General features: G+C 72.1%; 20 protein-coding genes and 1 tRNA gene. 12 read left to right on the top strand and 9 right to left on the bottom strand.

Annotated features, from left to right (window positions below):
• Positions 1-236: 236 nt before the first annotated feature.
• The 6 genes from ACZ6ZI_RS10430 to ACZ6ZI_RS10405 form a co-directional block, all read right to left on the bottom strand.
• Positions 237-321 (bottom strand) — tRNA-Ser (locus tag ACZ6ZI_RS10430).
• A 73-nt stretch (positions 322-394) separates the two neighbouring features.
• Positions 395-1,375 carry a trypsin-like serine peptidase gene (locus ACZ6ZI_RS10425; protein ID WP_469518483.1) on the bottom strand — a complete coding sequence of 327 codons (981 nt, stop codon included), beginning with the start codon at positions 1,373-1,375 and terminating at the stop codon, positions 395-397.
• Between the two features lie 185 nt (positions 1,376-1,560).
• Positions 1,561-2,634, bottom strand: coding sequence for a YeiH family protein (locus ACZ6ZI_RS10420; protein ID WP_469518481.1), 1,074 nt, complete (start codon positions 2,632-2,634; stop codon positions 1,561-1,563).
• Positions 2,634-3,191: a cysteine dioxygenase family protein gene (locus ACZ6ZI_RS10415; protein ID WP_469518479.1), complete on the bottom strand. Its 558-nt coding sequence runs from the start codon at positions 3,189-3,191 to the stop codon at positions 2,634-2,636. The genes ACZ6ZI_RS10420 and ACZ6ZI_RS10415 overlap by 1 nt, the downstream gene beginning before the upstream one ends.
• A 103-nt stretch (positions 3,192-3,294) precedes the next feature.
• Positions 3,295-4,200, bottom strand: a complete 906-nt coding sequence (locus ACZ6ZI_RS10410; protein ID WP_469518477.1) for a LysR family transcriptional regulator — start codon at positions 4,198-4,200, stop codon at positions 3,295-3,297.
• 110 nt (positions 4,201-4,310) lie between these two features.
• Complete coding sequence (locus ACZ6ZI_RS10405) at positions 4,311-5,924, bottom strand: S1C family serine protease (RefSeq protein ID WP_469518672.1); 1,614 nt, start codon at positions 5,922-5,924, stop codon at positions 4,311-4,313.
• A gap of 307 nt (positions 5,925-6,231) precedes the next feature.
• On the opposite strand from ACZ6ZI_RS10405, the gene ACZ6ZI_RS10400 reads away from it, so the two are divergent.
• The 3 genes from ACZ6ZI_RS10400 to ACZ6ZI_RS10390 all read left to right on the top strand — a co-directional run bounded on the left by ACZ6ZI_RS10400 (position 6,232) and on the right by ACZ6ZI_RS10390 (position 8,867).
• On the top strand, positions 6,232-7,032 hold the full coding sequence (locus ACZ6ZI_RS10400; protein ID WP_363053460.1) for a glycerophosphodiester phosphodiesterase: 801 nt from the start codon (positions 6,232-6,234) through the stop codon (positions 7,030-7,032).
• Between the two features lie 85 nt (positions 7,033-7,117).
• Positions 7,118-7,720 carry an ATP-binding protein gene (locus ACZ6ZI_RS10395; protein WP_469518474.1) on the top strand — a complete coding sequence of 201 codons (603 nt, stop codon included), beginning with the start codon at positions 7,118-7,120 and terminating at the stop codon, positions 7,718-7,720.
• A 172-nt stretch (positions 7,721-7,892) separates the two neighbouring features.
• The gene (locus ACZ6ZI_RS10390) at positions 7,893-8,867 is read left to right on the top strand and encodes a DUF5926 family protein (protein ID WP_469518472.1); all 975 of its coding nucleotides are present in this window, start codon (positions 7,893-7,895) and stop codon (positions 8,865-8,867) included.
• 182 nt (positions 8,868-9,049) lie between these two features.
• On the opposite strand, the gene ACZ6ZI_RS10385 is transcribed toward ACZ6ZI_RS10390, so the two are convergent.
• Together ACZ6ZI_RS10385 and ACZ6ZI_RS10380 are read right to left on the bottom strand one after the other, a co-directional pair.
• Positions 9,050-9,631 carry a hypothetical protein gene (locus ACZ6ZI_RS10385; RefSeq protein ID WP_469518470.1) on the bottom strand — a complete coding sequence of 194 codons (582 nt, stop codon included), beginning with the start codon at positions 9,629-9,631 and terminating at the stop codon, positions 9,050-9,052.
• Positions 9,632-9,805: 174 nt separating this feature from the next.
• Entirely contained in the window at positions 9,806-10,570 is a 765-nt protein-coding gene (locus ACZ6ZI_RS10380) for a bifunctional DNA primase/polymerase (RefSeq protein WP_469518467.1), read from the bottom strand.
• Positions 10,571-11,022: 452 nt separating this feature from the next.
• On the opposite strand from ACZ6ZI_RS10380, the gene ACZ6ZI_RS10375 reads away from it, so the two are divergent.
• Together ACZ6ZI_RS10375 and ACZ6ZI_RS10370 are read left to right on the top strand one after the other, a co-directional pair.
• On the top strand, positions 11,023-12,597 hold the full coding sequence (locus tag ACZ6ZI_RS10375; RefSeq protein ID WP_469518465.1) for a PP2C family protein-serine/threonine phosphatase: 1,575 nt from the start codon (positions 11,023-11,025) through the stop codon (positions 12,595-12,597).
• 260 nt (positions 12,598-12,857) lie between these two features.
• Positions 12,858-14,324 carry an aminopeptidase P family protein gene (locus tag ACZ6ZI_RS10370; RefSeq protein ID WP_469518463.1) on the top strand — a complete coding sequence of 489 codons (1,467 nt, stop codon included), beginning with the start codon at positions 12,858-12,860 and terminating at the stop codon, positions 14,322-14,324.
• 85 nt (positions 14,325-14,409) lie between these two features.
• Here the strand turns inward: ACZ6ZI_RS10370 and ACZ6ZI_RS10365 are convergent, their stop codons facing one another.
• Positions 14,410-14,862, bottom strand: coding sequence for an ATP-binding protein (locus ACZ6ZI_RS10365; protein ID WP_469518460.1), 453 nt, complete (start codon positions 14,860-14,862; stop codon positions 14,410-14,412).
• 300 nt (positions 14,863-15,162) lie between these two features.
• On the opposite strand from ACZ6ZI_RS10365, the gene ACZ6ZI_RS10360 reads away from it, so the two are divergent.
• From ACZ6ZI_RS10360 to pheA, 7 genes are all read left to right on the top strand, one after another.
• Positions 15,163-15,975 carry a hypothetical protein gene (locus tag ACZ6ZI_RS10360; protein WP_469518458.1) on the top strand — a complete coding sequence of 271 codons (813 nt, stop codon included), beginning with the start codon at positions 15,163-15,165 and terminating at the stop codon, positions 15,973-15,975.
• Positions 15,976-16,087: 112 nt separating this feature from the next.
• Positions 16,088-16,825 (top strand): YcnI family copper-binding membrane protein, encoded by a 738-nt coding sequence (locus ACZ6ZI_RS10355; RefSeq protein WP_363053468.1) that lies wholly within the window; start codon positions 16,088-16,090, stop codon positions 16,823-16,825.
• Positions 16,826-16,868: 43 nt separating this feature from the next.
• Positions 16,869-17,522 (top strand): SCO family protein, encoded by a 654-nt coding sequence (locus ACZ6ZI_RS10350; protein WP_363053469.1) that lies wholly within the window; start codon positions 16,869-16,871, stop codon positions 17,520-17,522.
• Positions 17,519-18,007 (top strand): copper chaperone PCu(A)C, encoded by a 489-nt coding sequence (locus tag ACZ6ZI_RS10345; protein ID WP_469518455.1) that lies wholly within the window; start codon positions 17,519-17,521, stop codon positions 18,005-18,007. Before ACZ6ZI_RS10350 ends, ACZ6ZI_RS10345 begins: the two co-directional genes overlap by 4 nt.
• Before the next feature lie 22 nt (positions 18,008-18,029).
• Positions 18,030-20,174, top strand: coding sequence for a copper resistance CopC/CopD family protein (locus tag ACZ6ZI_RS10340; protein ID WP_469518453.1), 2,145 nt, complete (start codon positions 18,030-18,032; stop codon positions 20,172-20,174).
• A complete protein-coding gene (efeB, locus tag ACZ6ZI_RS10335) occupies positions 20,099-21,463 on the top strand; it encodes an iron uptake transporter deferrochelatase/peroxidase subunit (RefSeq protein WP_469518450.1) in 1,365 nt (454 codons plus the stop codon). The genes ACZ6ZI_RS10340 and efeB overlap by 76 nt, the downstream gene beginning before the upstream one ends.
• A gap of 42 nt (positions 21,464-21,505) precedes the next feature.
• The gene (gene pheA, locus ACZ6ZI_RS10330) at positions 21,506-22,441 is read left to right on the top strand and encodes a prephenate dehydratase (RefSeq protein WP_363053473.1); all 936 of its coding nucleotides are present in this window, start codon (positions 21,506-21,508) and stop codon (positions 22,439-22,441) included.
• Positions 22,442-22,933 lie beyond the last annotated feature (492 nt).

Here is a 22,933-nt window from a genome sequence, read left to right as displayed (position 1 = left end):
GATGTGGTCGCAACCGGACGGCCTCCGCGACGCGCGCCGATCTTCCGACAAACACCACCCGGAAGGCGCAGCGGCCCCTCGAATCCCCACCGGAGACCCCTGGATCTCCGCCGTATACCTGCCCGGCGCCACCCTTGTGCGGCCCGGCCGTGCGCGGATGAAGGCGGGTGACATGCGGAAGGGGCGCCCCGCAATCCGGGGCGCCCCTTCCGGCCGGCGCGTTCGCCGACCTGGTGCGGTGGGTGTGGGATTTGAACCCACGGTGACTCGCGCCACGACGGTTTTCAAGACCGTTCCCTTAGGCCGCTCGGGCAACCCACCTGGCCGGTACAGAGTACCGGGATGTGGAGGCCGGTGCGGTGGGTGTTTCCCGTGACGCCGGGGGTGTGGCCGCTCAGGAGGTCTGGGCCTTGTCGTAGGCCGCCTTGGCCTCGTTGCCGAAGTAGGGGCCGAACATGCGGTTCGGGAGGAAGTTGTAGCCGAAGCTGTTCACCGACACCTGCGTGCCCAGGCCCGTCGCCTCGTTGAAGTCCTGGAACCAGGGGCCGCCGCTGGAACCGCCGGTCATGTTGCAGCCCAGGCTGTGGTCCTTGGTCAGCAGGAAGTCCTTGCCGCTGTTGCCGCTGCAGTAGACGAGCTTCTTGCCGTCGTAGGGCGCCGCCGCGGGGAAGCCGAAGGAGTACATCTTCTTGTTGTAGCCGCCGTTGAAGAGGAGGCCCTGGGCCCCGACGACCTGGCTCAGCTTCTGTCCGCCCAGCGGGGCGACCACGGCCAGGCCGACGTCCATGTTCATGTCCTCGCTCGCGGCCCACTGGTCGGTGGCGAAGGTCTTGGTCGCCGACCACTGGCCGTAGGGCGCGTTGCCGTTGTCGTAGGCCGGCACGAACACCCAGTTGGTGTGCCAGGCGCCCTGGTACTTCACGCAGTGCCCGGCCGTGATGACGGTGCTGCCGTTGGCGCTCGTGACGGAGTCACCGGAACAGGAGGCCGTCCGGTCGCCCATCGTGAAGAAGACCCGGCCCGAGGTCTTCACCACCGCTCCGCCACCCGTCCAGGCGCCGCCGGCCTGCGGGAACGCCGTGGGCGAGGCCTGGGCCGAAGTCGGGGCGGAGGCCGGCGTCGGAGCCACCAGCGTGGGTCGGTCGGCGGGTGAGGGCGCCTGCCGGGCGCCCGTGGGGGCGCCCGTGATGTCGAGCGGGGTCGCCTGGCGCATCCGCTCCGCCGTCCAGAAGCCCGGGGTCTGCGAGGGCCGGAAGGAGGCGGGCGGCGCGGAGGCCCCCGAGGGCGAGGCCGCGGAGGGGGAGGCCGCCGTCAGGGCCCCCGCGACGAGGGCTCCTGCGGCGAGGAGGACGGACGCCGTGCGATGACGATTCACGCAGACTCCTTCTGCCGTGCCCGGACCGGTCGGGCCCGAGCAGGGTGGGGGTGAAGAGCTGTCGGTGCGGATCGGCCGTTCGCTTGCGGGGGCAGGGTCGCACGGGGGTCACGAGATGTCAGGGGCGGTCCGGACGTTCGGTCGGTTCCGGCCAGGAAATGGCCAACTCGCCCTGCTGCGAAACGTCATACGGTGAGCAGGACGCCGAGGTACGCCACCCCGGCCACCACCACCCAGGACCCGAGCCCCAGCACGGCGGCCCGCCCACCGGTACGGGCCAGCGTCGGCAGGTGCACCGCGCTCCCCAGGCCGAACAGGGCCGCCGCCAGCAGGCCCTCCTGCGCCGTGTGCGCCCACTCCAGCGCCGCCGGCGGCAGGATCCCCGTGGCCCGCAGCGCCGCCGCCGCGAGGAACCCGGCGACGAACAGCGGCACCGGCGCGGGGCGCCTGCCCGAGACCGTCCGCAGACCGCGCCGCCGGTCCCGCAGCGCGAAGGCGACCGCCGCCACCAGCGGGGCCAGCATCGCCACCCGCATCAGCTTGACGAGCACCGCCTCGCCGAGCGCGCCGGGTCCGGCGGTCTGCGCCGTGGCCACCACCTGGCCGACGTCGTGGACGCTCGCGCCGACCCAGCGCCCGAAGGCCAGGTCCGAGAGGCCCAACGGGCCCTGGAGGAGCGGGAGGACCGCGATGGCCAGGGTGCCGCAGAGGGTGACCAGCGCCACCGAGGAGGCCACGTCCTCCTCGTCGCTGCCCGACACCTCGCTGACCGCGCCGATGGCCGAGGCCCCGCAGATCGAGTACCCCGTGGCGATCAACAGCGGTTGATCGCCCGGCAGTCCGAGACGACGGCCGAGCCAGATCGTGCCGAAGAAGGTCGCGGCGACCACCGCGCCCACCATCACAACCGTGGCCCAGCCCAGCCGGACCACCTGGTCCAGGCCGAGGCCGAGGCCGAGCAGCACGATGCCGATCCGCATGAGCCTGCGGCCCGCCAGCGACAGGCCGGGGCGGGCGGCGCCCCGCACGAAGAGACGTAGACCGGGGACGTGCGCCGCGGTGATGCCGAGGACCACCGAGGCCGTCAGCATCGGCACCGCGGGGATCAGCAGGTGGACGCACCACGCCAGGAGCGCTCCCAGGACCGCGAAGGCCAACCCGGGCCGCGCAGAGGCCTTTCGGGGTGATGTTTCACGTGAAACGGCCCGACGGACCGACGGACGCGGGGGTTTGGGCGTGGTGCGGTTGAGGAGGGCCATCAGCCGGTCGGTTCCGGGTAGACGCGGCGCACGCTGCTGCCCAGGCGGGCCACGTCGGCTCCGTAGACGTGCAGGGATATCGCCGTCGTACGACAGGAGTTGCGGACCTTGTGGATGTCTCCGGGCGGGGCGAACCCGCAGACCTCGCCCTGCGCGTTGACGACCTCCTCGGTGGCCACCAGCCGGGCCGTGGACTCCGGGGCGACGGCGGGGGCGAGCCGGTAGCGGATCTCGCTCTCCGTCCCCTCGTGCACGCCGGCCACGCACCAGGAGACGTGGTCGTGGATGGAGGTCTCCTGGCCGGGCAGCCACACCAGAGCAACCACGGAGAAGCTTCCGTCCGCCTCGGAGTGCAGGATGTGTTGGCGGTAGCGGTCGAGATGCCCCTCACGCTGTTCGGGAGTGAGCAGATCCTCGGCTCCCAGGTGCGGGGCGAGGCGCTCCCCGACGAGGTAGGCCGTCAGGTCGGGGGCGAGACCCCGGTCCACGACGCTGCGGATCTCATCGACGAGGGCGGCCATCCTCGTGGTCGTACGGGCCGGCGTGGTGGTGGTCATGTCTTGCAGCGTCCGCCGGACGTTCCATCACGTCCAACGACAGTTCTGCCCTGAAATCCCAAGCGGCGCTTATGGATCGGGACCCGGTGGAGCGGCGCCGGCGTCAGCAGCCGACGCGGTTGGCCGCCACCCGCTTCAGCTCGTCGAGCACCACGGCCGTCGCCGGGATCCGCAGATGGTCGCGGTAGACGTACGCGGCGATGTGGCGGCGGGGGGCCGGTTGGAGCGCCCGTCCGCAGACCCGGGTGAGGGAGAGCGAGGGCAACACCAGCGCGGGCATCATCGCGACGCCCAGGCCCTGCGCCACCATGCTCTGCACGACGAGGTTGTCGTCGGTGGCGAACCGGATGTCGGGTACGAAGCCCAGTTCGGCGCACTCGTGCAGCAGGTTCGCCCGGCACCGCGGGCAGCCGGCGATCCACCGCTCCTCGGCGAGGTCGGCGAGGTGCACGGCCCGGCGCCGTGCCAGCGGGTGGCCGGTCGGCAGGAGCACCGTCAGCTGGTCCTCCAACAGCCTGACCTCGGCGACGTCCTCGGGAACGTCCTCGAGCAGGCCGGGATAGGTGAAGGCGAGGGTGATGTCGCACTCGCCCCGCCGCAGCCGGTGCAGGGACTCCGGAGGCTCCCCCTCCAGCAGCTCGACCTGTATCCCGGGATGGTCCTTGGCGAGCCTGCTGAGGGCCTCGGGGACGAGCGAGACGTTGGCGCTGGGGAACCCGCACACGCGGACCCTCCCGGTGCGCAACCGGGCGTACGCCTTGAGCTGGGCCTCCGCGGCCGACAGGCTGCCGAGGATGGACTCGGCGTGCCGGGCCAGGGACTCACCGGCCTCGGTGAGCTTCATCTTGCGGCCCACGCGCGTGAACAGCGGGGTGCCGACGGCGCGTTCGAGCGCCTTCATCTGCTGGGTGACGGCGGGCTGGGTGTAGCCCAGGACGCGAGCGGCCGCCGTGTAGGACCCCGCGGCGACCACTTCATGGAATGTCCGTATGTGCCGTGAATCGAACACGACCGAAGCATAAGCAGATGTTGGGAGGGGCCGTAAGCGCAATCGCGCCCACGGCCCCTCCCATCAAGCCACCGTCGAGGGTCCGGTGCCCGGGCTACTTGCCGTCCGGGCTACTTGTCGCCGACGCGCGAGCCGAGCGTGATGTCGACCGTGTTGGGCTTGCCGTCCCGCAGGAAGGTCAGCTTCACCGTGTCGCCGGGCTTGTACGTCCAGATCAGGCTGATCAGCGTCGGGCCGCTGTCGACGGACCTGCCGCCGAACTCCGTGATGACGTCGCCGGGCTTGAGGCCCGCCTTGCCGGCCGGACCGTTGGGGTCGACCAGGTCGTTGGCGGCCGCGCCCTGCTCGGAGATCTTGGCGCCGTCGACCTTCGACTGGAGGTCGACGGAGACGGAGATCACCGGGTAGACGGGCTTGCCCGTCTTGATCAGGGACTCGGCGACGTTCTTCGCCTGGTTGATCGGGATGGCGAATCCGAGGCCGATCGAGCCGGCCTGCCCGCCGCCGAACCCGCCGTTGCCCGCGGACTGGATGGCCGAGTTGATGCCGATGACCGCGCCGCGGCCGTCGAGGAGCGGACCGCCGGAGTTGCCCGGGTTGATCGAGGCGTCCGTCTGGAGGGCGCTCATGTACGAGTTCTTGCCGCCGGAGCCGTCCCCGGAGGCCACCGGGCGGTTCTTGGCACTGACGATGCCGGTGGTGACGGTGTTGGACAGGCCGAAGGGGGCGCCGATCGCGATGGTCGGGTCGCCGACCGCGACCTTGTCGGAGTCGCCGAGCGCCAGGGGCTTGAGGCCCGCCGGCGGGTTCTTCAGCTTGAGCACGGCCACGTCGTAGCCCTGGGCGCGGCCGATCACCTCGGCCTCGTACTTCTTGCCGTCGGAGAAGGTCGCGGAGAGCTTGCCGCCGTTCGCGGCGGAGGCGACCACGTGGTTGTTCGTGAGGATGTGGCCCTGCTGGTCGTAGACGAAGCCGGTGCCGGTGCCGCCCTCGCCGTCACCCGCGGAGGCCTCGATGGTCACGACGCTGGGCAGCGCGGAGGAGGCGAGGCCCGCGATCGAGCCGGCGTCGCGCTTGAGGTCCTTCGGGGTGTTGGCCGCGCTGATCGTGGTCGAGCCGGAGCCGTTGTCGGTGCGCTGGGCCGCCCAGTAGCCGACCCCTCCGCCGATGCCTCCGGCGAGGAGGGCCGCCACGAGGACGCTCGCGATCAGGCCGCCCCGGCCCTTCGGCTTGGCAGGCGGGGTGCCGTCGGCGGGGAACGCCGCGCCCCAGCCCGCGCCGCCGTGGCCGCCGTGGCCGTCCTGACCGTACGCGGGCACGGTCGGCGGGGGCGGCGGCCAGCCCTCGGCGCCGTACGCCGCCGTGGCGGGCGGCTGCTGCGGGGGCGTGACCGGCGGCTGCCCGTGGGCGGGGGGCTGACCGTAGACGGGCGGCTGACCGTAGGCCGGGGCCTGAGCGTGGCCCTGGGCGTGGTCCGGGTGGGCGACGTGGTCCGGGTGCGGGGGGCCCGCCGGGGTCGGCGGGAGCTGCTGGGTGGCCTCGGCGCCGGGCACCGGAGCCTGCCGCGCGGTCGGGGCGTCCACCGGAGCGGGCGGGGTGGGCGGGGTGACCGGGGCCGGATGGGCCGGGGGAGCCTCCGCGGCCGGCTCTGCGGCGGGGGCGGCGGGGCCGGGGGTGGGCGCGGCCGCCGGCGCGGGGGGTACGGACGGGGCCGCCGGGGGCATCGGGGCCGGGGTGCCCTCGTTCTCGGTGCTCACAGCGCTCTCTCCTCGTCACACACGACTTCTACGACTTACACGGCCGGACACTGGTGCTGAAAACCTGGCGGCGGCGAACCTCCTCGATCCGACGCCGGCCCGACTAAACGTTCGACGCGCCGTACAAGTTCCAGGTCACAGCTTTTCCCATGTCCCGTCAGAGCACTGTAAGCCGGACCTGTGCGTCTCCCCCCATCCTTTATCTCCGACATTTCAGGCGCATCCTCAAGACTCCCCCCGACGCGGGAAGCCCCCTCGATGGCACCATGACCGGGTGACCCACGCACTGCCGCGCCAGATCCAGGTCGTCGCCCACCGGGGCGCCTCGGAGGATGCCCCCGAGCACACCCTCGCCGCCTACCGGAAGGCCATCGAGGACGGCGCCGACGCGCTCGAATGCGATGTCCGCCTGACCGCGGACGGCCATCTCGTCCTGGTGCACGACCGCCGGGTGAACCGCACGTCGAACGGCCGCGGCGCCGTCTCCGCGCTGGAGCTGGCCGACCTCGCCGCCCTCGACTTCGGCTCCTGGAAGGACCGCGAGGAGTCCCCCGACTGGGACGCGGACCCCGAGCGCACCTCCGTGCTCACCCTGGAGCGGCTGCTGGAACTGGTGTCCGACGCCGGACGCCCCGTACAGCTCGCGATCGAGACGAAGCACCCCACCCGCTGGGCCGGACAGGTGGAGGAGCGCCTCCTCTTCCTCCTCAAGCGCTTCGGGCTGGACGCCCCGCCCGTCGAGGGCCCGCACCCCGTCCGGGTCATGAGCTTCTCGGCCCGCTCCCTGCACCGCGTCCGCTCGGCCGCCCCGACGATCCCGACCGTGTACCTGATGCAGTTCATCTCGCCCCGGATGCGTGACGGCCGGCTGCCCGCCGGGGTGCGGATCGCGGGGCCGGGCATGCGCATCGTCCGCAACCACCCGGGGTTCATCCGCAAGCTCCAGGCCGCGGGGCACTCCGTACACGTATGGACCGTGAACGATCCGGAAGACGTTCAGCTGTGCGCTGATCTGGGTGTGGAAGCGATCATCACGAACAGACCCCGTCAGGTTCTGTCACAACTGGGGCGCTGACGTCCGGATTTGCCCACCCGTCACACCCGCACCGTCCGTAACGGGGTGTGCTCCGGCGCATCCGCTCCGCGTTCGATGGTCATGAATGCGTCAGAGGGGCCCCGGACGGCGGTTTCCGGTCCAGGCCAACGGGGCATCCAGACCATGGCGTGGGGCTAAGGAGGTTCCGGGGGTGGCATTGATGATGGCACAGGAAGTGCCCACGTCGTCGTGCATGGACGTACGCCATGGTCCTGCGGGCGTGGGCGAGGCGAGGCACCGGATGCGCGAACAACTGCGCGTCAGCGGACTGTCCGAATCGGTCGTGGACGATGCCGTTCTGATCCTTTCCGAACTGCTCAGCAACGCGTGTCGACACGGCAGGCCGCTCGGCGCGCGCGAGGTCGGGGACGGGGAGATCCGCGCCGCGTGGTGCGTCGACATGGCGGGGCGCCTCACCGTCGAGGTCACGGACGGCGGCGGCCCGACGCGCCCGGTTCCGGCCACGCCGTCGGTCACCGCGCACGGCGGTCGGGGGCTCAACATCATCAGCGCCCTGGCCCAGGACTGGGGCGTACGGGACGGGGCTTCGGGCGAGGTCACCGTATGGGTGATAGTCGCCCGCGGGACCCGTCACGACGATTTCGCTACGCGCGTCGCTCCCCCCGCCATCGACCTCGTATCGGCCTTCGAAGACCTGGAGCTGTGACCGGTTCCGCGACGCGGAACCCCACGGGCACCACCGTCCCTCCGTACGGGCGGCCGTCCGGGAGCGCACGCCGACCGCGCTCCCGGCCGCACCCCACCGGTTCCGGCGGTACGAACGGCTAGGCTCGCGCCCTGAGACACCGCCGTACCGCCGCAACCGGGAGACACCCAAGATGGCCAAGAAGCGCCCCGCCGCGAAGACCGCGAAGCCGCAGCTCACCAACGGGGAGATCCCCGTCGTCGGCGCTCGCGAGCCCTGCCCCTGCGGATCCGGGCGCCGCTACAAGGCCTGTCACGGCGCGGCCGCCGCCCACGCCGTCACCGAGCACGTCCGCCGCCCCTTCGAGGGCCTGCCCGGCGAGTGCGACTGGGTCGCGCTGCGCGAGCTCGTCCCCGCGGCCACCATCCCGCTGACCCTCAAGGGCGGCCTGCCCGAGGGCGTTCCGTCCGTCACCCTCGTGACCGTCCTGCCGATGGCGTGGCCGGCCCTGCGCCGCGAGGACGGCTCCGTCCTGCTCGGCCTCCAGAACGAGTCCACCACCGGGGACCTCGCCCGCGACATGGCCGACACCCTGGAGCGCGCGCTCGTCGCCGAGCCGGGCACCCCGGTCGCGGCCCGTCGCGTTCCGGCCGAGGGTCCGCGACTTCAGGATCTCCTCGACCTGGACGGCGTTTTCGAGCCGGTTGTGCACAGCGGGTTCGAATTCTGGATTCCGGAAGCGGAAAGCGCGCAGAACGCCTCGCCGGAGATCGCCGCTTCGCTGGAGCGCGCGAACGCGGCGGCCATCCCGACCGTGAAGCTGACGGGCGTGGACTCGGCCTACTGGTGCGAGACGCCGGACAAGAACCACCTGCGCTGGGTCATGCCGCACCCCGAGGAGAAGCTGCTCGACGCCCTCGCGCGGCTGCACGCGGCGGGCACCTCCTCCCTCGGCGAGGGCACGAAGCTCGTCGGCTCCTTCCGCGCCCACGGCCTGGTCGTTCCGGTCTGGGACCTCCCCACCGGCGTCTCCGCCGAGGACGTGGAGAAGCCGGCCGCCGAACTCGCCGAGCGGCTGGCCGCGGCCCTGGCCACCGACGCCCCGCTGACCACGGAAGAGCGCCGGGCGCGCGGCGGCCTCACCAACCGTCAGGTGACCCTCAGCTGACGTCACCGGAGCGCGCGGAGTCGGTGACCCGAGTCACAACTCCCGCTAATCGCCTGCAAATCGATGTCTGAATATCAGAGATCGAATTTGCGAACAGGCGATCTCTTGTTACCGTTCTTGTAGCCCGGTCGCTGGTGCATCCCCCGTCGCCAGCGACCGGGCCCTTCCATTTCCTTCGGTCCTCAACCGTCGGTGGGTGCCGGTGAGTTGCTCCCGGACCTCAGGAGCAGTCGCCCCTCATCATCCGGAACGGCAAATTCCGCAATGGCCGAGTAGTCGTTCCGCTTCCCCGCCGAATCCGCCCGCGGCGTCTCGCACAGCCCCGGTTCGTCGCCCGCGTCCACGACGCAGCCGATCTGCACCGTGCGGCCGGCCGGGCCCATGACCGTCAACACCGCGTCCAGGGCTTGACCGCTCGTGTTGCGGTAGTAGGTGCGGCCCCACGTCCGCCCCTCGCTCTCCAGGACGCAGGTCTGCGCCTCCAGCCCGTGGGGCGAGGTGAGTTCGGGTCCGCACCTGGACTCCGTACGCGGCTGCCGCTGCGGCCCGGGTCGCGCGGCGGCTGACGGAGCCGAACGCGCCGCCCCGCCCGACGCGCCTTCCGGCGTACCGGAGGAGGACTCCGTAAGGCCGAGGGAGGAGAGCAACCCCCCGCGTTTCCCGTCGTCCTGACCGACGAAATCCGGCCCGGCGATCGCTCCGGCCAGGGGGAGCGACAAGATGATCAACACACCGGCGCCGATACCGATCAGGCGGAGATTCATTCGCCGAAGATAGCGACGCGGGAATGGGGCGCGGAGATGCCCGCGCCCAATTCCCCTGGAAACCCGCCCCGCGGGCACCCGTACGAGTGATGCGCCGGCCGTCGGGATCCCCCGCTGCCTCCCGGACGTTCACTCGACGGACGCCCACTCGACGGATGCTCGGCGGGCGGTCGCTCAGTAGGCGAGCCGGCTGCCGCCGCCGGGGGCACCGCTGCCTGCCTCCACGAGCGCGTCCACGACCGAGCCGACCTCGGGCAGCCAGAGCCCCCCGGGGCCGGTGCCCGGTTCCCGCTCCCAGCGGACCTGCCCGCCGCCGGACGCCTGGGAGGGGGGCAGGAGCAGGTAGCCGCCCTCGCCGTGGAAGCGCACCGAGGAGGGCACGTGGTCCTTGGCGTAGAGGAGTTCGCCGAGCCGTTCCAACGAGTACGGCGCCACGAGCAGCGACCAGCGCGTGGGCGTCGCCACGATCGGGCCGAGGCGCGCGCCCTGCGCGTCCAGCCGTGCGACGGCACGGGCGGCGGCACCCGCCGGCAGGCTCACCGCGCACGGCGCGGCGCCACCGGTGGCCAGCAGGACGGGGGCCGAGGGCCGCCTCGCCCACCACCAGGACACCATCCGGGCGTCCGTCGTGGCGGCGAGCAGACCGGGGTCGAAGGGGTGGGCTCCCGGGACCACGCAGTCCGGATCGGGACAGGCGCAGCGCGTGCTGTCCGACCCGGCCCGGCCCACGCCCGGCAGTACGGGCCATCCCCAGGCGGTCGCGCAGGTCAACGCGCCGTCGAGAAGGGAGGGGAGCGGGGCGTCCGCGACCGGGACGCGTCCCGGGACGACCCCGGACATCAGGCGGGATACGGAGTCGGACACCGCGCGGGAGACGGAGCGCGGGTGGTTCAAGCGATCGCGGAGCCGCTGGAGACGCCTTCCGAGGATCTCGCGCATGAGCGCTCGTTCCTTTCCGTTGAACGCCGAAGGGCCACATCACACCATGTAAGCCGTGTTGCACCACACGTACACGTTTCGCGTCACTGTCCGCTTGAAGCAGGTTCACACGGTTCGTGCAGTTCGTGCAGGTTTCTTACAGGTTCATCCAAGGTCCATCACACGTCCCGCGAGGGCCCGGCGCGAGCGGTCCGGGTGGCCCGCACCGGTTCGGGTGCCGCCATCGGAACCGGCTGCCGCCGCTAAGGACGACGACCCGCGCCGGGTGGTTCCCGAAGGTTCCGGGAGCTCTCAACTGGCCCCGGGTACCAACGATTACGTACCCGGACCCCCCACGAGGCCCGTCCAGTCGATCGCAAAAACCGTCCGACTGCCGCTTTTTCCGGCCAAGTTTTACCCCTGGCTGGACAGTGAGTCGCCGTCCCACGGACACCAGGATTCCCGCCTGGGCAATGCTGGACATCGCTCCTCGTCTGCGTGTAGATGTGGATCCATTGATGGCGGCGCAGCACGATCTGGGGGTTTGCGATGCTATATGGCGAATCGCACCAGGTGGAAAGGCGGACGCCATGAGCGCGCCGCATCTGCCGAAAGTGGCTGGAATCGATCCAGCAGTTACAGCGTCAGCGCACACTAACGCGCCCACACCGGCGGCCACGGCCGCTCCCACCGCCCCGCGCACCACCCCGGCCCAGGCCTCCCCGGCCGCCGCGAGCAGCGTCATCCAGGACCGGCTCGCGGGCATGGTCTCCGACCTCACCACCCTCCACGAACTCACCGAGCGCCTCACCCGCTCCGAAGACCTGGAGTCATCCCTCAGCGAGTTCCTGCGCGCCGGAGCCGCGCTCGTCGGCGCCCGCCGGGGACTCGTGGTCCTGGAACCCTCCGACGGTCTCGGCCCCAGCACCACCATCGGCCTCGGCCTCGGCCGCGCGGACCTCGGTCACATCGAGACGGTGCCGCGCAGCGCCACCTCCTACGGCCGCATCCTCGACGGCCTCCCGGACGCCCACGGCGGCTCCGAGGTGCTCCCCGACCCGGACGCGCACGCCGCGCCGTCCGGCGCCGCCGGGCACGAGACCCCCGTCGACCCCCGCCACCGCGAGGTCGCGGCCCGCCTCGGCTACGCCGCCAGCTACGCGCTGCCGCTCACCGCCGACGCCACCGGTCGGCTGGGCGCGGCCGTGTGGCTCTACGACGAGCAGGCCGAGCCGAACGAACGCCAGCGCGACCTGGTCGGCCTCTACGCCCGGCACGCCGCCGAGCACCTGGCGCGGATGCTGGAGGTGGATCGTTCCCGCACCCGCCTCGCCACCGTCGCCGAGGAACTGCTGCCCAGCCGGCTGCCCCGGATCCCCGGGGTGCGGCTCGCGGCCCGGCACCACACCGGGCCGCGCGGCGGCGGCGACTGGTACGACGCGCTGCCCCTGCCCGAGGGGGCCATGGGGCTGGCCGTGGGCTCCGTCACCGGGTCCGGGCCGAGCGCCGTCGCCGCGATGGGCCGGCTTCGGGCCTCGCTGCGCGCGTACGCGGTCATGGAGGGGGAGGACCCCGTCGCGGTCCTGTCCGACCTGGAGCTGCTGATGCGGCTGACCGAGCCCGCGCGCTCGGCGACCGCCCTCTTCGCCTACTGCGAACCCGCCGCCCGGAAGATCATCCTGGCCGGCGCCGGACACACTCCGCCCCTGCTCATCGGCGAGCGGCGCACCGAGTACGTGGAGACCTCCCTCTCCGCGCCGCTGGGGATGCTCGCCTGCTGGGAGGCCCCGAGCGTGGAGATCGAGCCCGCGGCCGGAGAAACGGTGCTGCTCTACACGGACGGGCTGCTGCGTCGTACCGGCGACACGATGGACCGGGCCTACGCCCGGCTGCACGCCGCCGCCGCCGGGGTTCCCCGCGGCGCCCGCGAGGACCCGGCCGCCCTGTGCGACCACATCCTGCGCACGGTCCTGCCGGACGCGGATCCGGCCGATCCCTCGGCGGACCCGGCCGAGGACGTCGTCCTGCTGGCGGCGCGCTTCGACTGAGGCGCGACGGCCGAGACGCGCTTCGGCCTGGGCGCGCTTCGGCCTGGGCGCGCTTCGGCCTGGGTGCGCTTCGGCCTGGGTGCGCTTCGGCCTGGGTGCGCTTCGGCCTGGGTGCGCGGCTTCCCGTCGCGCGACGACCGGCCCGCCACCGCCCGGTATGACTGGTTTGTCACATGTCATGCCGGACTCCTTCCCCTCGCACATACGATGGATGAGGTCCGCACCCGGTGACCGCATGTCGTAGCAGCTGAGGAGATGACGTGGCTGACGAGCTCAACCCGGAGACCCCGGAAGAAGAGCAGCCCCAGAAGAAGCACAAGCAGCGCAAGAACGGGCTGTACCCGGGCGTCAGCGAGGAACTCGCCGAGAGCATGCGCACCGGCTGGGCCGACACCGAACTGCACGGGCTGGAGCCCATCGCCCAGGCCGGCCACACGGCCGACCGCCGCGCCGCGCTGTCCGCGCGCTTCCCCGGTGAGCGCCTGGTGATCCCGGCGGGCCGGCTGAAGACCCGCTCGAACGACACGGAGTACCCCTTCCGCGCGTCGACCGAGTACGCGTACCTCACCGGTGACCAGACCGAGAACGGCGTCCTGGTCCTGGAGCCCTCGGGCGACGGCGGGCACACCGCCACGATCTACCTGCTGCCCCGCTCCGAGCGGGAGAACGGCGAGTTCTGGCTCTCCGGCCAGGGCGAGCTGTGGGTCGGCCGCCGCCACTCGCTGACCGAGGCCGAGCAGCTGCTGGGCATCCCCGCCCGGGACGTCCGCAAGCTCGCGGACGAGCTGGCCGAGGCCGAGGGCCCGGTGCGCGGCGTCCGCGGCCACGACCACGTCATCGAGAAGGCCCTGACGGACAAGGTCACGGCCGAGCGCGACGAGGAACTGCGCGTGTACCTCTCCGAGGCCCGCGCCGTGAAGGACGCCTTCGAGGTCGGCGAGCTGCAGAAGGCCGTCGACTCCACCGTCCGCGGCTTCGAGGACGTCGTGAAGGTCCTGGACAAGGCCGAGGCCACGTCCGAGCGCTACATCGAGGGCACCTTCTTCCTGCGCGCCCGCGTCGAGGGCAACGACGTCGGCTACGGCTCCATCTGCGCCGCCGGCCCGCACGCCTGCACCCTGCACTGGGTCCGCAACGACGGCGCCGTCCGCTCGGGCGACCTGCTGCTGCTCGACGCCGGCGTGGAGACGCACTCCCTCTACACCGCCGACGTCACGCGCACGCTGCCGATCAACGGCACGTACACGGACATCCAGCGCAAGATCTACGACGCGGTCTACGAGTCCCAGGAAGCCGGCATCGCCGCCGTCCGCCCGGGCGCGAAGTTCCGCGACTTCCACGACGCCGCGCAGCACGTGCTCGCCGAGAAGCTCGTCGAGTGGGGTCTGCTCGAAGGCCCGGTCGAGCGGGTCCTGGAGCTCGGCCTCCAGCGCCGCTGGACGCTGCACGGCACCGGCCACATGCTCGGCATGGACGTCCACGACTGCGCCGCCGCGCGCACCGAGGCGTACGTCGACGGCACCCTGGAGCCCGGCATGTGCCTGACGGTCGAGCCCGGTCTGTACTTCCAGGCCGACGACCTGACCGTGCCGGAGGAGTACCGGGGCATCGGCGTCCGGATCGAGGACGACATCCTCGTCACCGAGGACGGCAACCGGAACCTGTCCGCCGGCCTGCCCCGCACCTCGGTCGAGGTCGAGGCCTGGATGGCGCGCCTCAAGGGCTGACCCACGCCCTCCACAGGCACCGCCTACGGGCGGGATCCCCACCCGGGATCCCGCCCGTAGGCGTTCGCACGGCTACGACACCGGTCTACGACACCTTCAGCAGCGCGTCGTCGCGCCACTTCAGCATCTTGTCGAAGCTGACCACGGCGCCCCGGCCCGGCCGGTTGCGGAAGCGGACGTGGTCGGCGAGCTCCTCGATCAGGTGCAGGCCCCGACCGTGCTCGGCCAGCGAGGGTCTGTGCCGGGCGACCGTCGCGGCCGGGAACCCCGGTCCCGAGTCGGCCACCTCGATGCGACAGCGATCGCCGTCCAGATAGGCCGTGACGTGGAACGCCCCGGTCTCGTCCGGGACCTCGCGGGCAGGGGCGCGACCACCGTGCTCGACCGCGTTCGCGCACGCCTCGCTCAGCGCCACCGACAGGTCGAAGGAGATGTCGGGGTCCACCCCCGCGGTCTCCATCGTCCCGAGCAGCAGTCGCCGGGCGAGCGGCACGCTCGCGGCTTCGCGCCTCAAGTGGAGAGACCACCAGATGCTCATACGGATACCTATTGCCGCCCGCGGTGAGCCGTAAGCCCCCGAGCGCCGGCGCAGCCCTCATTCGGCCGATGTGGCTCGCCGGGGAGTCGGTGTACCGGTCGTCGGGTAAAGCGAGCGCGGGCCGTGCCGTGCGGGGTGCCGTCCGGGGTGCGCTGACGGCCGTGCCGTGCGGGGCGCGGGGCCGCGGGCGGAACCCGGGCGGGGGAAACATGGCGAGGTGGGGCTCTTGCGGAGGGACGCACGGGACGTTCCGGACCTGCCGTATGCACGCCCCGGGCGCAGTGCGATGATGACCCGGCCATGACTGCCCCCCACACGACGCACGCCGGAGCGGGCCTCCGGATGACCCGGGCCGCGGTGTTCACCGCGGTCTGCGTCGTGCTGTCCGCGGCCGGTCACGCCGTCGCCTCGTGTGCCACGGTGCCGTGGTGGGCGCTCTGCGTCGCCTTCGTCTCCGTGTTCGCGGTCGCCGCTCCCCTCGCGGGGCGCCGGCGCTCCCTGCCCGGGATCGCCGCCGGGCTCGCCGTGTGCCAGCTCGCCCTGCACACGCTCTTCGGCCTCGGCCAACACGGAGCCGCCGCCGGGCGGGCGGCCGCCGGCTCCGCCGACGCGTCCGCCGACGCCTCGCTCGCGGCGCTCGCCGCGCAGCTGGTCTGCGGTGGCAACTCCGTACCGATCGGCCCGGCCGACGCGCGGCGGATCCTGGAGAGCGCCGGACTGGATCCGGACGCCCTCGCCGCCCAGGGGCACCTGGCGCACGGGCACCTCTCGGACACCGCCGGAGCCCCGGTCGTGGGTCTGTTCAGCCCCGCCATGATGATCGGGCACCTGCTGGCCGCGCTCGCGGCCGGTTGGCTCCTCGGCCGTGGCGACGCCGCGCTGTTCCGGCTCCTCGAACTGTCCCGGACCGCCGGCCCCACCGATCCCGTACGTCCGCTGCGCGCCGCGCTGAGCTTCGTACGCGCCCTCGTGGCCGGACTTCCCGACGCGCCCGAGGCGGGCCCGCGGACCCTCCGGACCGGCGGCGCTCCCGCCGTCGCGACCGGGCGGGAGGCACTCCAGCACACGGTGATCAGGCGCGGGCCGCCCACGGCGCTCGCCCTCGCAGCCTGACGCGGCACCTCTCCTCCCCGGGACACACGGCGGGGGCCACCGGTGCCGCGAACTCCGCGCGCGCCCGTGCGCGGAGCAACCGTCACCACCGCTTCCGTGGAGTGTTTCTGCCATGAAGACCTCGCGCGTCTCCCTCGCCGCCGCCCTCGCCGCCGGCACCGTCCTCGTCCTGTCCGGGCCGGCCTTCGCACACGTGAGCGTGCAGCCGGGTGAAGCCACCAAGGGTGGCTACGCGACGATCGAGTTCAAGGTCCCCAACGAGCGGGACAACGCCTCGACGACGCAGCTGGAGGTCAACTTCCCGGTCGACCAGCCGCTGACCTCGGTCATGCCCCAGGACATCCCCGGCTGGACCGTGAAGGTCGAGAAGACCAAGCTCGACAAGCCGCTCACCGTCCACGGCAAGCAGATCAACGAGGCCGTCACCAAGGTGACGTGGTCCGGCGGCAAGATCGAGCCCGGAAAGTTCCAGCAGTTCCCGGTGTCCGTCGGCAAGCTCCCGGAGAACGCCGACAAGATGGTCTTCAAGGCGATCCAGACGTACGACAACAACGAGGTCGTCCGCTGGATCGAGGAGCCCAAGGAGGGCGCGGCCGAGCCGCAGACCCCGGCCCCGGTGCTGAAGCTGACGGCCGCCAAGGGCGACGACCACCACGACGCCGGCGCCAAGACCGAGGACGCGAAGGACGACAAGAAGGCCACGGACGCCAAGGACGGGCAGCACGACGAGGCCGCCTCCAAGACCTCCAAGACCTCCGACACGACCGCGCGGGCCCTCGGCATCACGGGCATCGTGATCGGCCTCGGTGGCGTCGCCTTCGGCATCGCCTCGCGCCGTCGCACGTCCTGACCCCGTACACCCGCACCATCCCAGATCCCAGGGACATCTCTTCATGCGCACCACACGTGTGACGGTCGCCGCCCTCGCGGTGGCGGCCGCTCTCACTCTCACCGCCTGCGGTGGCGAGAGTGCCAAGACCACCGGTTCGGTCACCCAGATCAGCGGCCAGAAGAAGGCCGGAGCATCGACCGTCCTGGACCGCCCCTTCGACAAGCCCGACCTCGTCCTCACGGACACCACCGGCAAGCCGTGGAGTCTGCGCGAGCAGACCAAGGGCCGGCCGACGCTCATCTACTTCGGCTACACCAACTGCCCCGACGTGTGCCCGCTGACGATGAGCAACGTCGCCGTCGCCAAGAAGGCGCTGCCCAAGGAGGACCAGGACAAGCTCCAGGTCGTCTTCGTCACCACGGACCCCGAACGGGACACCCCCGAATCCCTCGGCGCGTGGCTCAAGGCCCAGGACCCGTCCTTCGTCGGACTGACCGGGGACTTCGCCAAGATCCAGGCCGCCGCCCGATCGCTCGGCATCGGTATCGAGGCCGCCAAGAAGGAGGCCGACGGCAGCGTCGTCTCCATGCACGGCGCCCAGGTCATCGCGTTCTCGCCCAAGACCGAAGAGGGCTACGTCCTCTACGGCGAGGGCACGACCGTCGACGACTACACCAAGGACCTGCCGAAGATCATCAAGGGAGAGAACCCGTGAACGCCCGCACCACCCGCACCCTCGCCGCCGCCCTCTCCCTGACGGCAGCGCTCGCCATATCCGGCTGTTCCTCCTCCGACCCGGACTCCGGGTCGGAGGCGGCCAAGCCCGCTCCCACGGTCAGCGGCGCCTACATGCCGGAACCGGTCAACGACAAGATGGCCGGTGCTTTCATGGTCATCAAGAACGACTCGAAGACCGCCGACAAGCTGACCGGCGTCACCAGCCCGCTCTCGGACGATCTCCAGATCCACGAGACCAAGGACCAGAAGATGCAGCAGGTCGCGTCCATGGACGTGCCCGCGGGCGGCGAGCTGAAGCTCGAGCGCGGCGGCAACCACATCATGTTCATGGGGCTCAAGAACAAGCCGAAGGTCGGTGACAAGATCACCGTCGAGCTGCGTTTCGAGAAGGCCGACCCGGTCAAGGTCGAGCTGGACGTCAAGGAACGGACGTACAACGCACAGAACTCCAACGCCCACTGACGGACCGAGGAACTGACACGCCATGACGGCCACCGCCCCCGCTCCTCTCCCGGCCCGCGCCCGGCCGGCGGCACTCCTGCCGCGCCTCGCGCTGGTCCTCGCGGCACTGCTGGCAACCCTGTTCACCGCGGCCGGCCCGGCCTCGGCACACGCCGCGCTCACCGCGAGCGACCCCAAGGACGGGGCGGTGGTCGCCACGGCACCCGCCCAGGTCACCCTCTCCTTCTCGGAGCAGGTCGCCATGGGCGACGACTCCATCCGCGTCATGGACCCCCAGGGCAAACGCGTCGACACCGGCGAGCTGCGCGACATGTGCAGCGGATCCACCATCCGCTACGGCACCGCCCTGCACTCGGGGCTGCCCAACGGCACCTACACGGTGGCGTGGCAGGCCGTCTCCGCCGACAGCCACCCGATCTCGGGCGCCTTCACCTTCTCCGTCGGCGCCCCCTCCGCCACCACCGTGGCCCTCCCGGAGCAGCAGGCGGGGGGCGGACCCGTCGGGATCGCGTACGGGATCGCCCGCTACGTCGCCTACGCCGGGTTCACCGTCCTCGTCGGCGGGGCCGCCTTCATCCTGGTCTGCTGGCGCCGGGGCTCGGCGGAACGGTCGTTGCAGAAGCTGGTGCTGCGCGCCTGGGTCACGCTGACCGCCGCCACACTGGCGATGCTGGCCCTGCGCACCCCGTACACCGGCTCGGGGAAGTTCGCCGACGTCTTCGACCTCGACGGGCTCAGGGCCGTCCTGGAGACCAAGACGGGTGCCTCGTTCGTCTCGCGCCTGCTGCTGCTCGGCGCGGCCGCGCTGTTCGTCGCGGTGCTCTTCGGTGCCTACGCGCGCCGCCAGAAGGCGCCGGAGACGGACGGGGCGACCCCCGGGGAGGCCTCGGGGAAGTCCTCGGAGACGTCCGCCGGGAAGTCCGCCGGGAAGGCGACCGGGAAGGCGACCGGGCGGGTGGGCGGGGGAACCGCGGAGACCGCGGAGACCGCGTCCGAACGGAAGAAGGAGACGAGCGACCTCGCCTTCGGGCTCGGCATCGGCGGTGCGGTCGTGGCCGCCGGCCTCGCCGCCACCTGGTCCCTGTCCGAACACGCCTCCACCGGCATCCAGCCGGGAATCGCGATGCCGGTCGACATCCTGCACCTGCTGGGCGTGGCGACCTGGCTCGGTGGGCTCGCGGCCCTGCTGGTCGCCCTCCACACGGTCCCGGACCTCGAACGGGAAGCCGTCCGGCGGTTCTCCCGCGTCGCCTTCATCAGCGTCCTCGTCGTCACGGCCACCGGCATCTACCAGTCGTGGCGCCAGCTCGGCACCTGGTCCGCGTTGACCGGCACCAGTTACGGACGGCTCCTCATCATCAAGGTCGGCCTCGTCGCCGTCCTCGTCGGCATCGCCTACGTCTCCCGCAAGTGGACCGCACGGCTCGCGCAGGCTCCGGCCCGCACGCCCGCCGCGGAACCGGCCGAGGTGCTCGTGGGCGGCGATGTTTCACGTGAAACGTCGACCACCACGCCGGCCGTTTCACGTGAAACATCGCCCCCGGCCGACCGGGAGGAGGGGGAGCCCGCCGAGGAGGGCGCCTCCGTCGATCCCCGACGTGCCGCCCAGCTCGCCCGCCAGAACGCCGCACGGGCCAAGGCGCGGGAGCGGCAGGTCCGCGACGCGGATCCGGACCGCGCCGGCCTGCGTCGCTCCGTCCTCGCCGAGGCCGGCGTGGCCGTGGTCCTGCTGGCCGTCACCACGGTGCTGACCAGCACCGAACCGGGACGCGCGGCGGAGCAGGAGACCGGGCGCGGCCCGGCGGCCTCCACCGCGGTGCCCAACCGGGCCGTCAAGATCACCCTGCCCTTCGACACCGGTGGCCAGAACGGCCAGGGCAACGTGCGGCTGGAGCTGGACCCGGGCCGGGTCGGGGCCAACACCCTCCACGTGTGGGCCGACGGGCCCGACGGTCAGCCCCTCGACCTGCCCGAGGTCAAGGTCGCCTTCACCCTCCCGGCCAAGGAGATCGGCCCGCTGCCGGTCCAGCCCGACCGGGCCTCGGCCGGGCACTGGACCGCGTCCGGGGTCCAGCTTCCGCTCGTGGGCGAATGGCGCATCGACGTGACCGTGCGCACCTCCGACATCGACCAGACGACCGTCCAGAAGAACGTCAAGATCGGCTGAACAGCGTGACCGAAAGCAGCGGGGGCAACCCCGACATCGAGATCTCCCGGCGGCGGCTGCTGGGGACCGTGGGCGCGGCGGGCGCCGCGGGCCTCGCGCTCGGCGCCACGGGTGGCGCCCTCGTCCACTCCGCGGTCGCCGATTCGCCGGCCGGCTCGGCGGGCGCGGGCGGGGCGCTCAGTTCCGTCGGTGCCACCCGGGTCGCCTTCCACGGCGAGCGTCAGGCCGGGATCACCACTCCGCTCCAGGCCAAGGGGCACGTCCTCGCCTTCGACCTGGCACCGGGTGCGGGGCGCACGGAGGCCGCGGCCCTGATGCGCCGCTGGTCGGACACCGCGCGGCGGCTGATGGCGGGCGAGACGGCTCCGACCGGCGACAGCGGGATCGCCCTGGACGCGGGTCCGTCGTCCCTGACCCTCACCTTCGGCTTCGGTCACTCCTTCTTCGAGCGTACGGGCCTCACCGCGCGTCGCCCCGTCGCGCTGGACCCGCTGCCGGACTTCTCCGCAGACCGGCTCGACGGCCGGCGGAGCAACGGCGACCTGTGGGTGCAGATCGGCGCCGACGACGCGCTGGTGGCCTTCCACGCCCTGCGGGCGGTGCAGAAGGACGCCGGAGAGGCCGCGCGGGTGCGGTGGCAGATGAACGGCTTCAACCGGTCCCCGGGCGCCACCGGCACCCCGATGACCGCCCGCAACCTGATGGGCCAGGTGGACGGCACCGCCAACCCGAAGCCCGCCGAGCCGGACTTCGACAAGCGGATCTTCGTGCCTGCCGCCGGGCCCGGTCCCGCCGAGCACGCCTGGATGGCGGGCGGCTCGTACGCCGTCGTCCGGCGGATCCGGATGCTCCTCGACGACTGGGACAAGCAGTCCCTGGCCCAGCAGGAGCAGGTCATCGGCCGGAACAAGGCGACGGGAGCCCCCCTGACCGGCGGCACCGAGACCACGGAGCCGGCCCTGGACAAGCTGGGCGCCGACGGCAAGCCGGTCATCGCCGCGAACGCCCACGCCCGGATCTCCGCCCCCGAGCAGAACGGCGGGGCCGCGATGCTGCGGCGGCCGTTCTCCTTCCACGACGGCATCGGCCCGGACGGCGGCCCGGACGCCGGTCTGCTGTTCATCTGCTGGCAGGCCGACCCGCTGCGGGGATTCGTGCCCGTGCAGCGCAAGCTCGACCGGGGGGACGCCCTGTCGGCGTTCATCCGCCACGAGTCCTCCGGGCTGTACGCGGTTCCGCCCGGTCCGGGCGACGGGGAGTACGTCGGGCAGCGGCTGCTCGAAGGGTGAACAGCCCCGCGGGGGCGGCCGGCCCGGCATTAGGCTGATCGCATGTCGGCCACCCGCTTCACGTATCTCGGTCCCGAAGGCACCTTCACGGAAGCCGCCCTGCGCACGCTGCCGGAGGCCGCCACCCGGGAGCTGGTCCCGATGGTGTCGGTGCCGGCGGCCCTGGACGCCGTCCGCAACGGCGAGGCGGCGGCCGCCTTGGTGCCGATCGAGAACTCGGTGGAGGGCGGGGTCACCGCCACCCTCGACGAGCTGGCCTCCGGCGAGCCGCTGATGATCTACCGCGAGGTGCTGCTGCCGATCGCGTTCGCGCTGCTGGTGCGGCCCGGGACCAAGCTGTCGGACGTCAAGACCGTGACCGGGCACCCCGTGGCGCAGCCTCAGGTGCGCAACTGGCTGCGGACGCACCTGCCGGACGCGGTGTGGGAGTCGGCGGCCTCCAACGCCGACGGTGCCCGGCTGGTGCAGGAGGGCCGCTTCGACGCCGCCTTCGCCGGTGAGTTCGCCGCCGCCACCTACGGGCTGGAGGCGCTGGTCACCGAGATCCACGACGCGCAGAACGCGGAGACGCGGTTCGTGCTCGTCGGGCGGCCCGCCCGGCCGGCCGCGCCCACCGGCGCCGACAAGACCTCCCTGGTGCTGTGGCTCGGGGACGACCACCCCGGTGCGCTGCTGGAGCTGCTCCAGGAGTTCGCCATCCGGGGGGTGAACCTGATGCTGATCCAGTCCCGCCCCACGGGCGAGGGCATCGGCAATTACTGCTTCGCCGTCGACGCGGAGGGCCACATCTCCGACCGTCGGGTGAGCGAGGCCCTGATGGGTCTGCGGCGTACGTGTCCCCAGGTCCGGTTCCTCGGCTCCTACCCGCGGGCGGGTGTCGCTCTCAGTGAGGTGCGCGAGGCGCGGCCGGGCACCTCGGACGAGGACTTCACGGAGGCGTCCGACTGGCTGACTCGCTGCCTCGACGGGCGGGCGTAGGCGCCGTCCACTTGTCCACAGAGTTATCCACAGGGCGAGATGAAGACCTGGGGACAAGTCGACAGGGCGGCGCGACAAGGTCGACATATCGGCCCGGCGGCCCAGGTTTCGCTCCGGCGAGCGGCAGGTGAACGGCGTCACCCCTGTATCACCGATCAACTCTTTGGAGCGAGTCATTCCCACCCGAATGAGTGTGTGAGGGTGGTTTGAACCCTGACCGGGGCCGAACGGTCCCGGATGCCTATTGATCTAATTCGATGTCCACAGACGCCGCACACAGCCTGTGGATAAGGCGCCTCCGGTGGAAATGCCTGTGGACAAGGAACCCGCTGCCGCACAGCTCAGGGCGCACCCGACGCCCGCCGCGATGCCCCTTTTCGGGGAATGGAAGCGCATTTATCAAGCCATCCGGAGCACCCACGACGGACGCCCGGGGCGAAGTTTTGCATTCCCCTCAATTGGGACATAGCGACACGCAGCGTGATATCGGTG

The sequence above is a fragment of the Streptomyces sp. NPDC103540 genome, assembly GCF_055584445.1.
The sequence above is the reverse complement of the archived record's forward strand: the minus strand, read 5'-3'. Positions and strand labels throughout refer to the sequence as shown.

What these genes read in the sequence shown, in the direction of transcription:
- ACZ6ZI_RS10420 (WP_469518481.1), bottom strand. Translation starts at nt 2,634, where the DNA reads ATGGCCCTCCTCAACCGCACCACGCCCAAACCCCCGCGTCCGTCGGTC.
- ACZ6ZI_RS10415 (WP_469518479.1), bottom strand. Translation starts at nt 3,191, where the DNA reads ATGACCACCACCACGCCGGCCCGTACGACCACGAGGATGGCCGCCCTC.
- ACZ6ZI_RS10405 (WP_469518672.1), bottom strand. Translation starts at nt 5,924, where the DNA reads ATGCCCCCGGCGGCCCCGTCCGTACCCCCCGCGCCGGCGGCCGCGCCC.
- ACZ6ZI_RS10395 (WP_469518474.1), top strand. Translation starts at nt 7,118, where the DNA reads ATGCGTCAGAGGGGCCCCGGACGGCGGTTTCCGGTCCAGGCCAACGGG.
- ACZ6ZI_RS10390 (WP_469518472.1), top strand. Translation starts at nt 7,893, where the DNA reads ATGGCCAAGAAGCGCCCCGCCGCGAAGACCGCGAAGCCGCAGCTCACC.
- ACZ6ZI_RS10385 (WP_469518470.1), bottom strand. Translation starts at nt 9,631, where the DNA reads ATGAATCTCCGCCTGATCGGTATCGGCGCCGGTGTGTTGATCATCTTG.
- ACZ6ZI_RS10380 (WP_469518467.1), bottom strand. Translation starts at nt 10,570, where the DNA reads ATGCGCGAGATCCTCGGAAGGCGTCTCCAGCGGCTCCGCGATCGCTTG.
- ACZ6ZI_RS10375 (WP_469518465.1), top strand. Translation starts at nt 11,023, where the DNA reads ATGCTGGACATCGCTCCTCGTCTGCGTGTAGATGTGGATCCATTGATG.
- ACZ6ZI_RS10365 (WP_469518460.1), bottom strand. Translation starts at nt 14,862, where the DNA reads ATGAGCATCTGGTGGTCTCTCCACTTGAGGCGCGAAGCCGCGAGCGTG.
- ACZ6ZI_RS10360 (WP_469518458.1), top strand. Translation starts at nt 15,163, where the DNA reads ATGACTGCCCCCCACACGACGCACGCCGGAGCGGGCCTCCGGATGACC.
- ACZ6ZI_RS10355 (WP_363053468.1), top strand. Translation starts at nt 16,088, where the DNA reads ATGAAGACCTCGCGCGTCTCCCTCGCCGCCGCCCTCGCCGCCGGCACC.
- ACZ6ZI_RS10350 (WP_363053469.1), top strand. Translation starts at nt 16,869, where the DNA reads ATGCGCACCACACGTGTGACGGTCGCCGCCCTCGCGGTGGCGGCCGCT.
- ACZ6ZI_RS10340 (WP_469518453.1), top strand. Translation starts at nt 18,030, where the DNA reads ATGACGGCCACCGCCCCCGCTCCTCTCCCGGCCCGCGCCCGGCCGGCG.
- efeB (WP_469518450.1), top strand. Translation starts at nt 20,099, where the DNA reads ATGGCGCATCGACGTGACCGTGCGCACCTCCGACATCGACCAGACGAC.
- pheA (WP_363053473.1), top strand. Translation starts at nt 21,506, where the DNA reads ATGTCGGCCACCCGCTTCACGTATCTCGGTCCCGAAGGCACCTTCACG.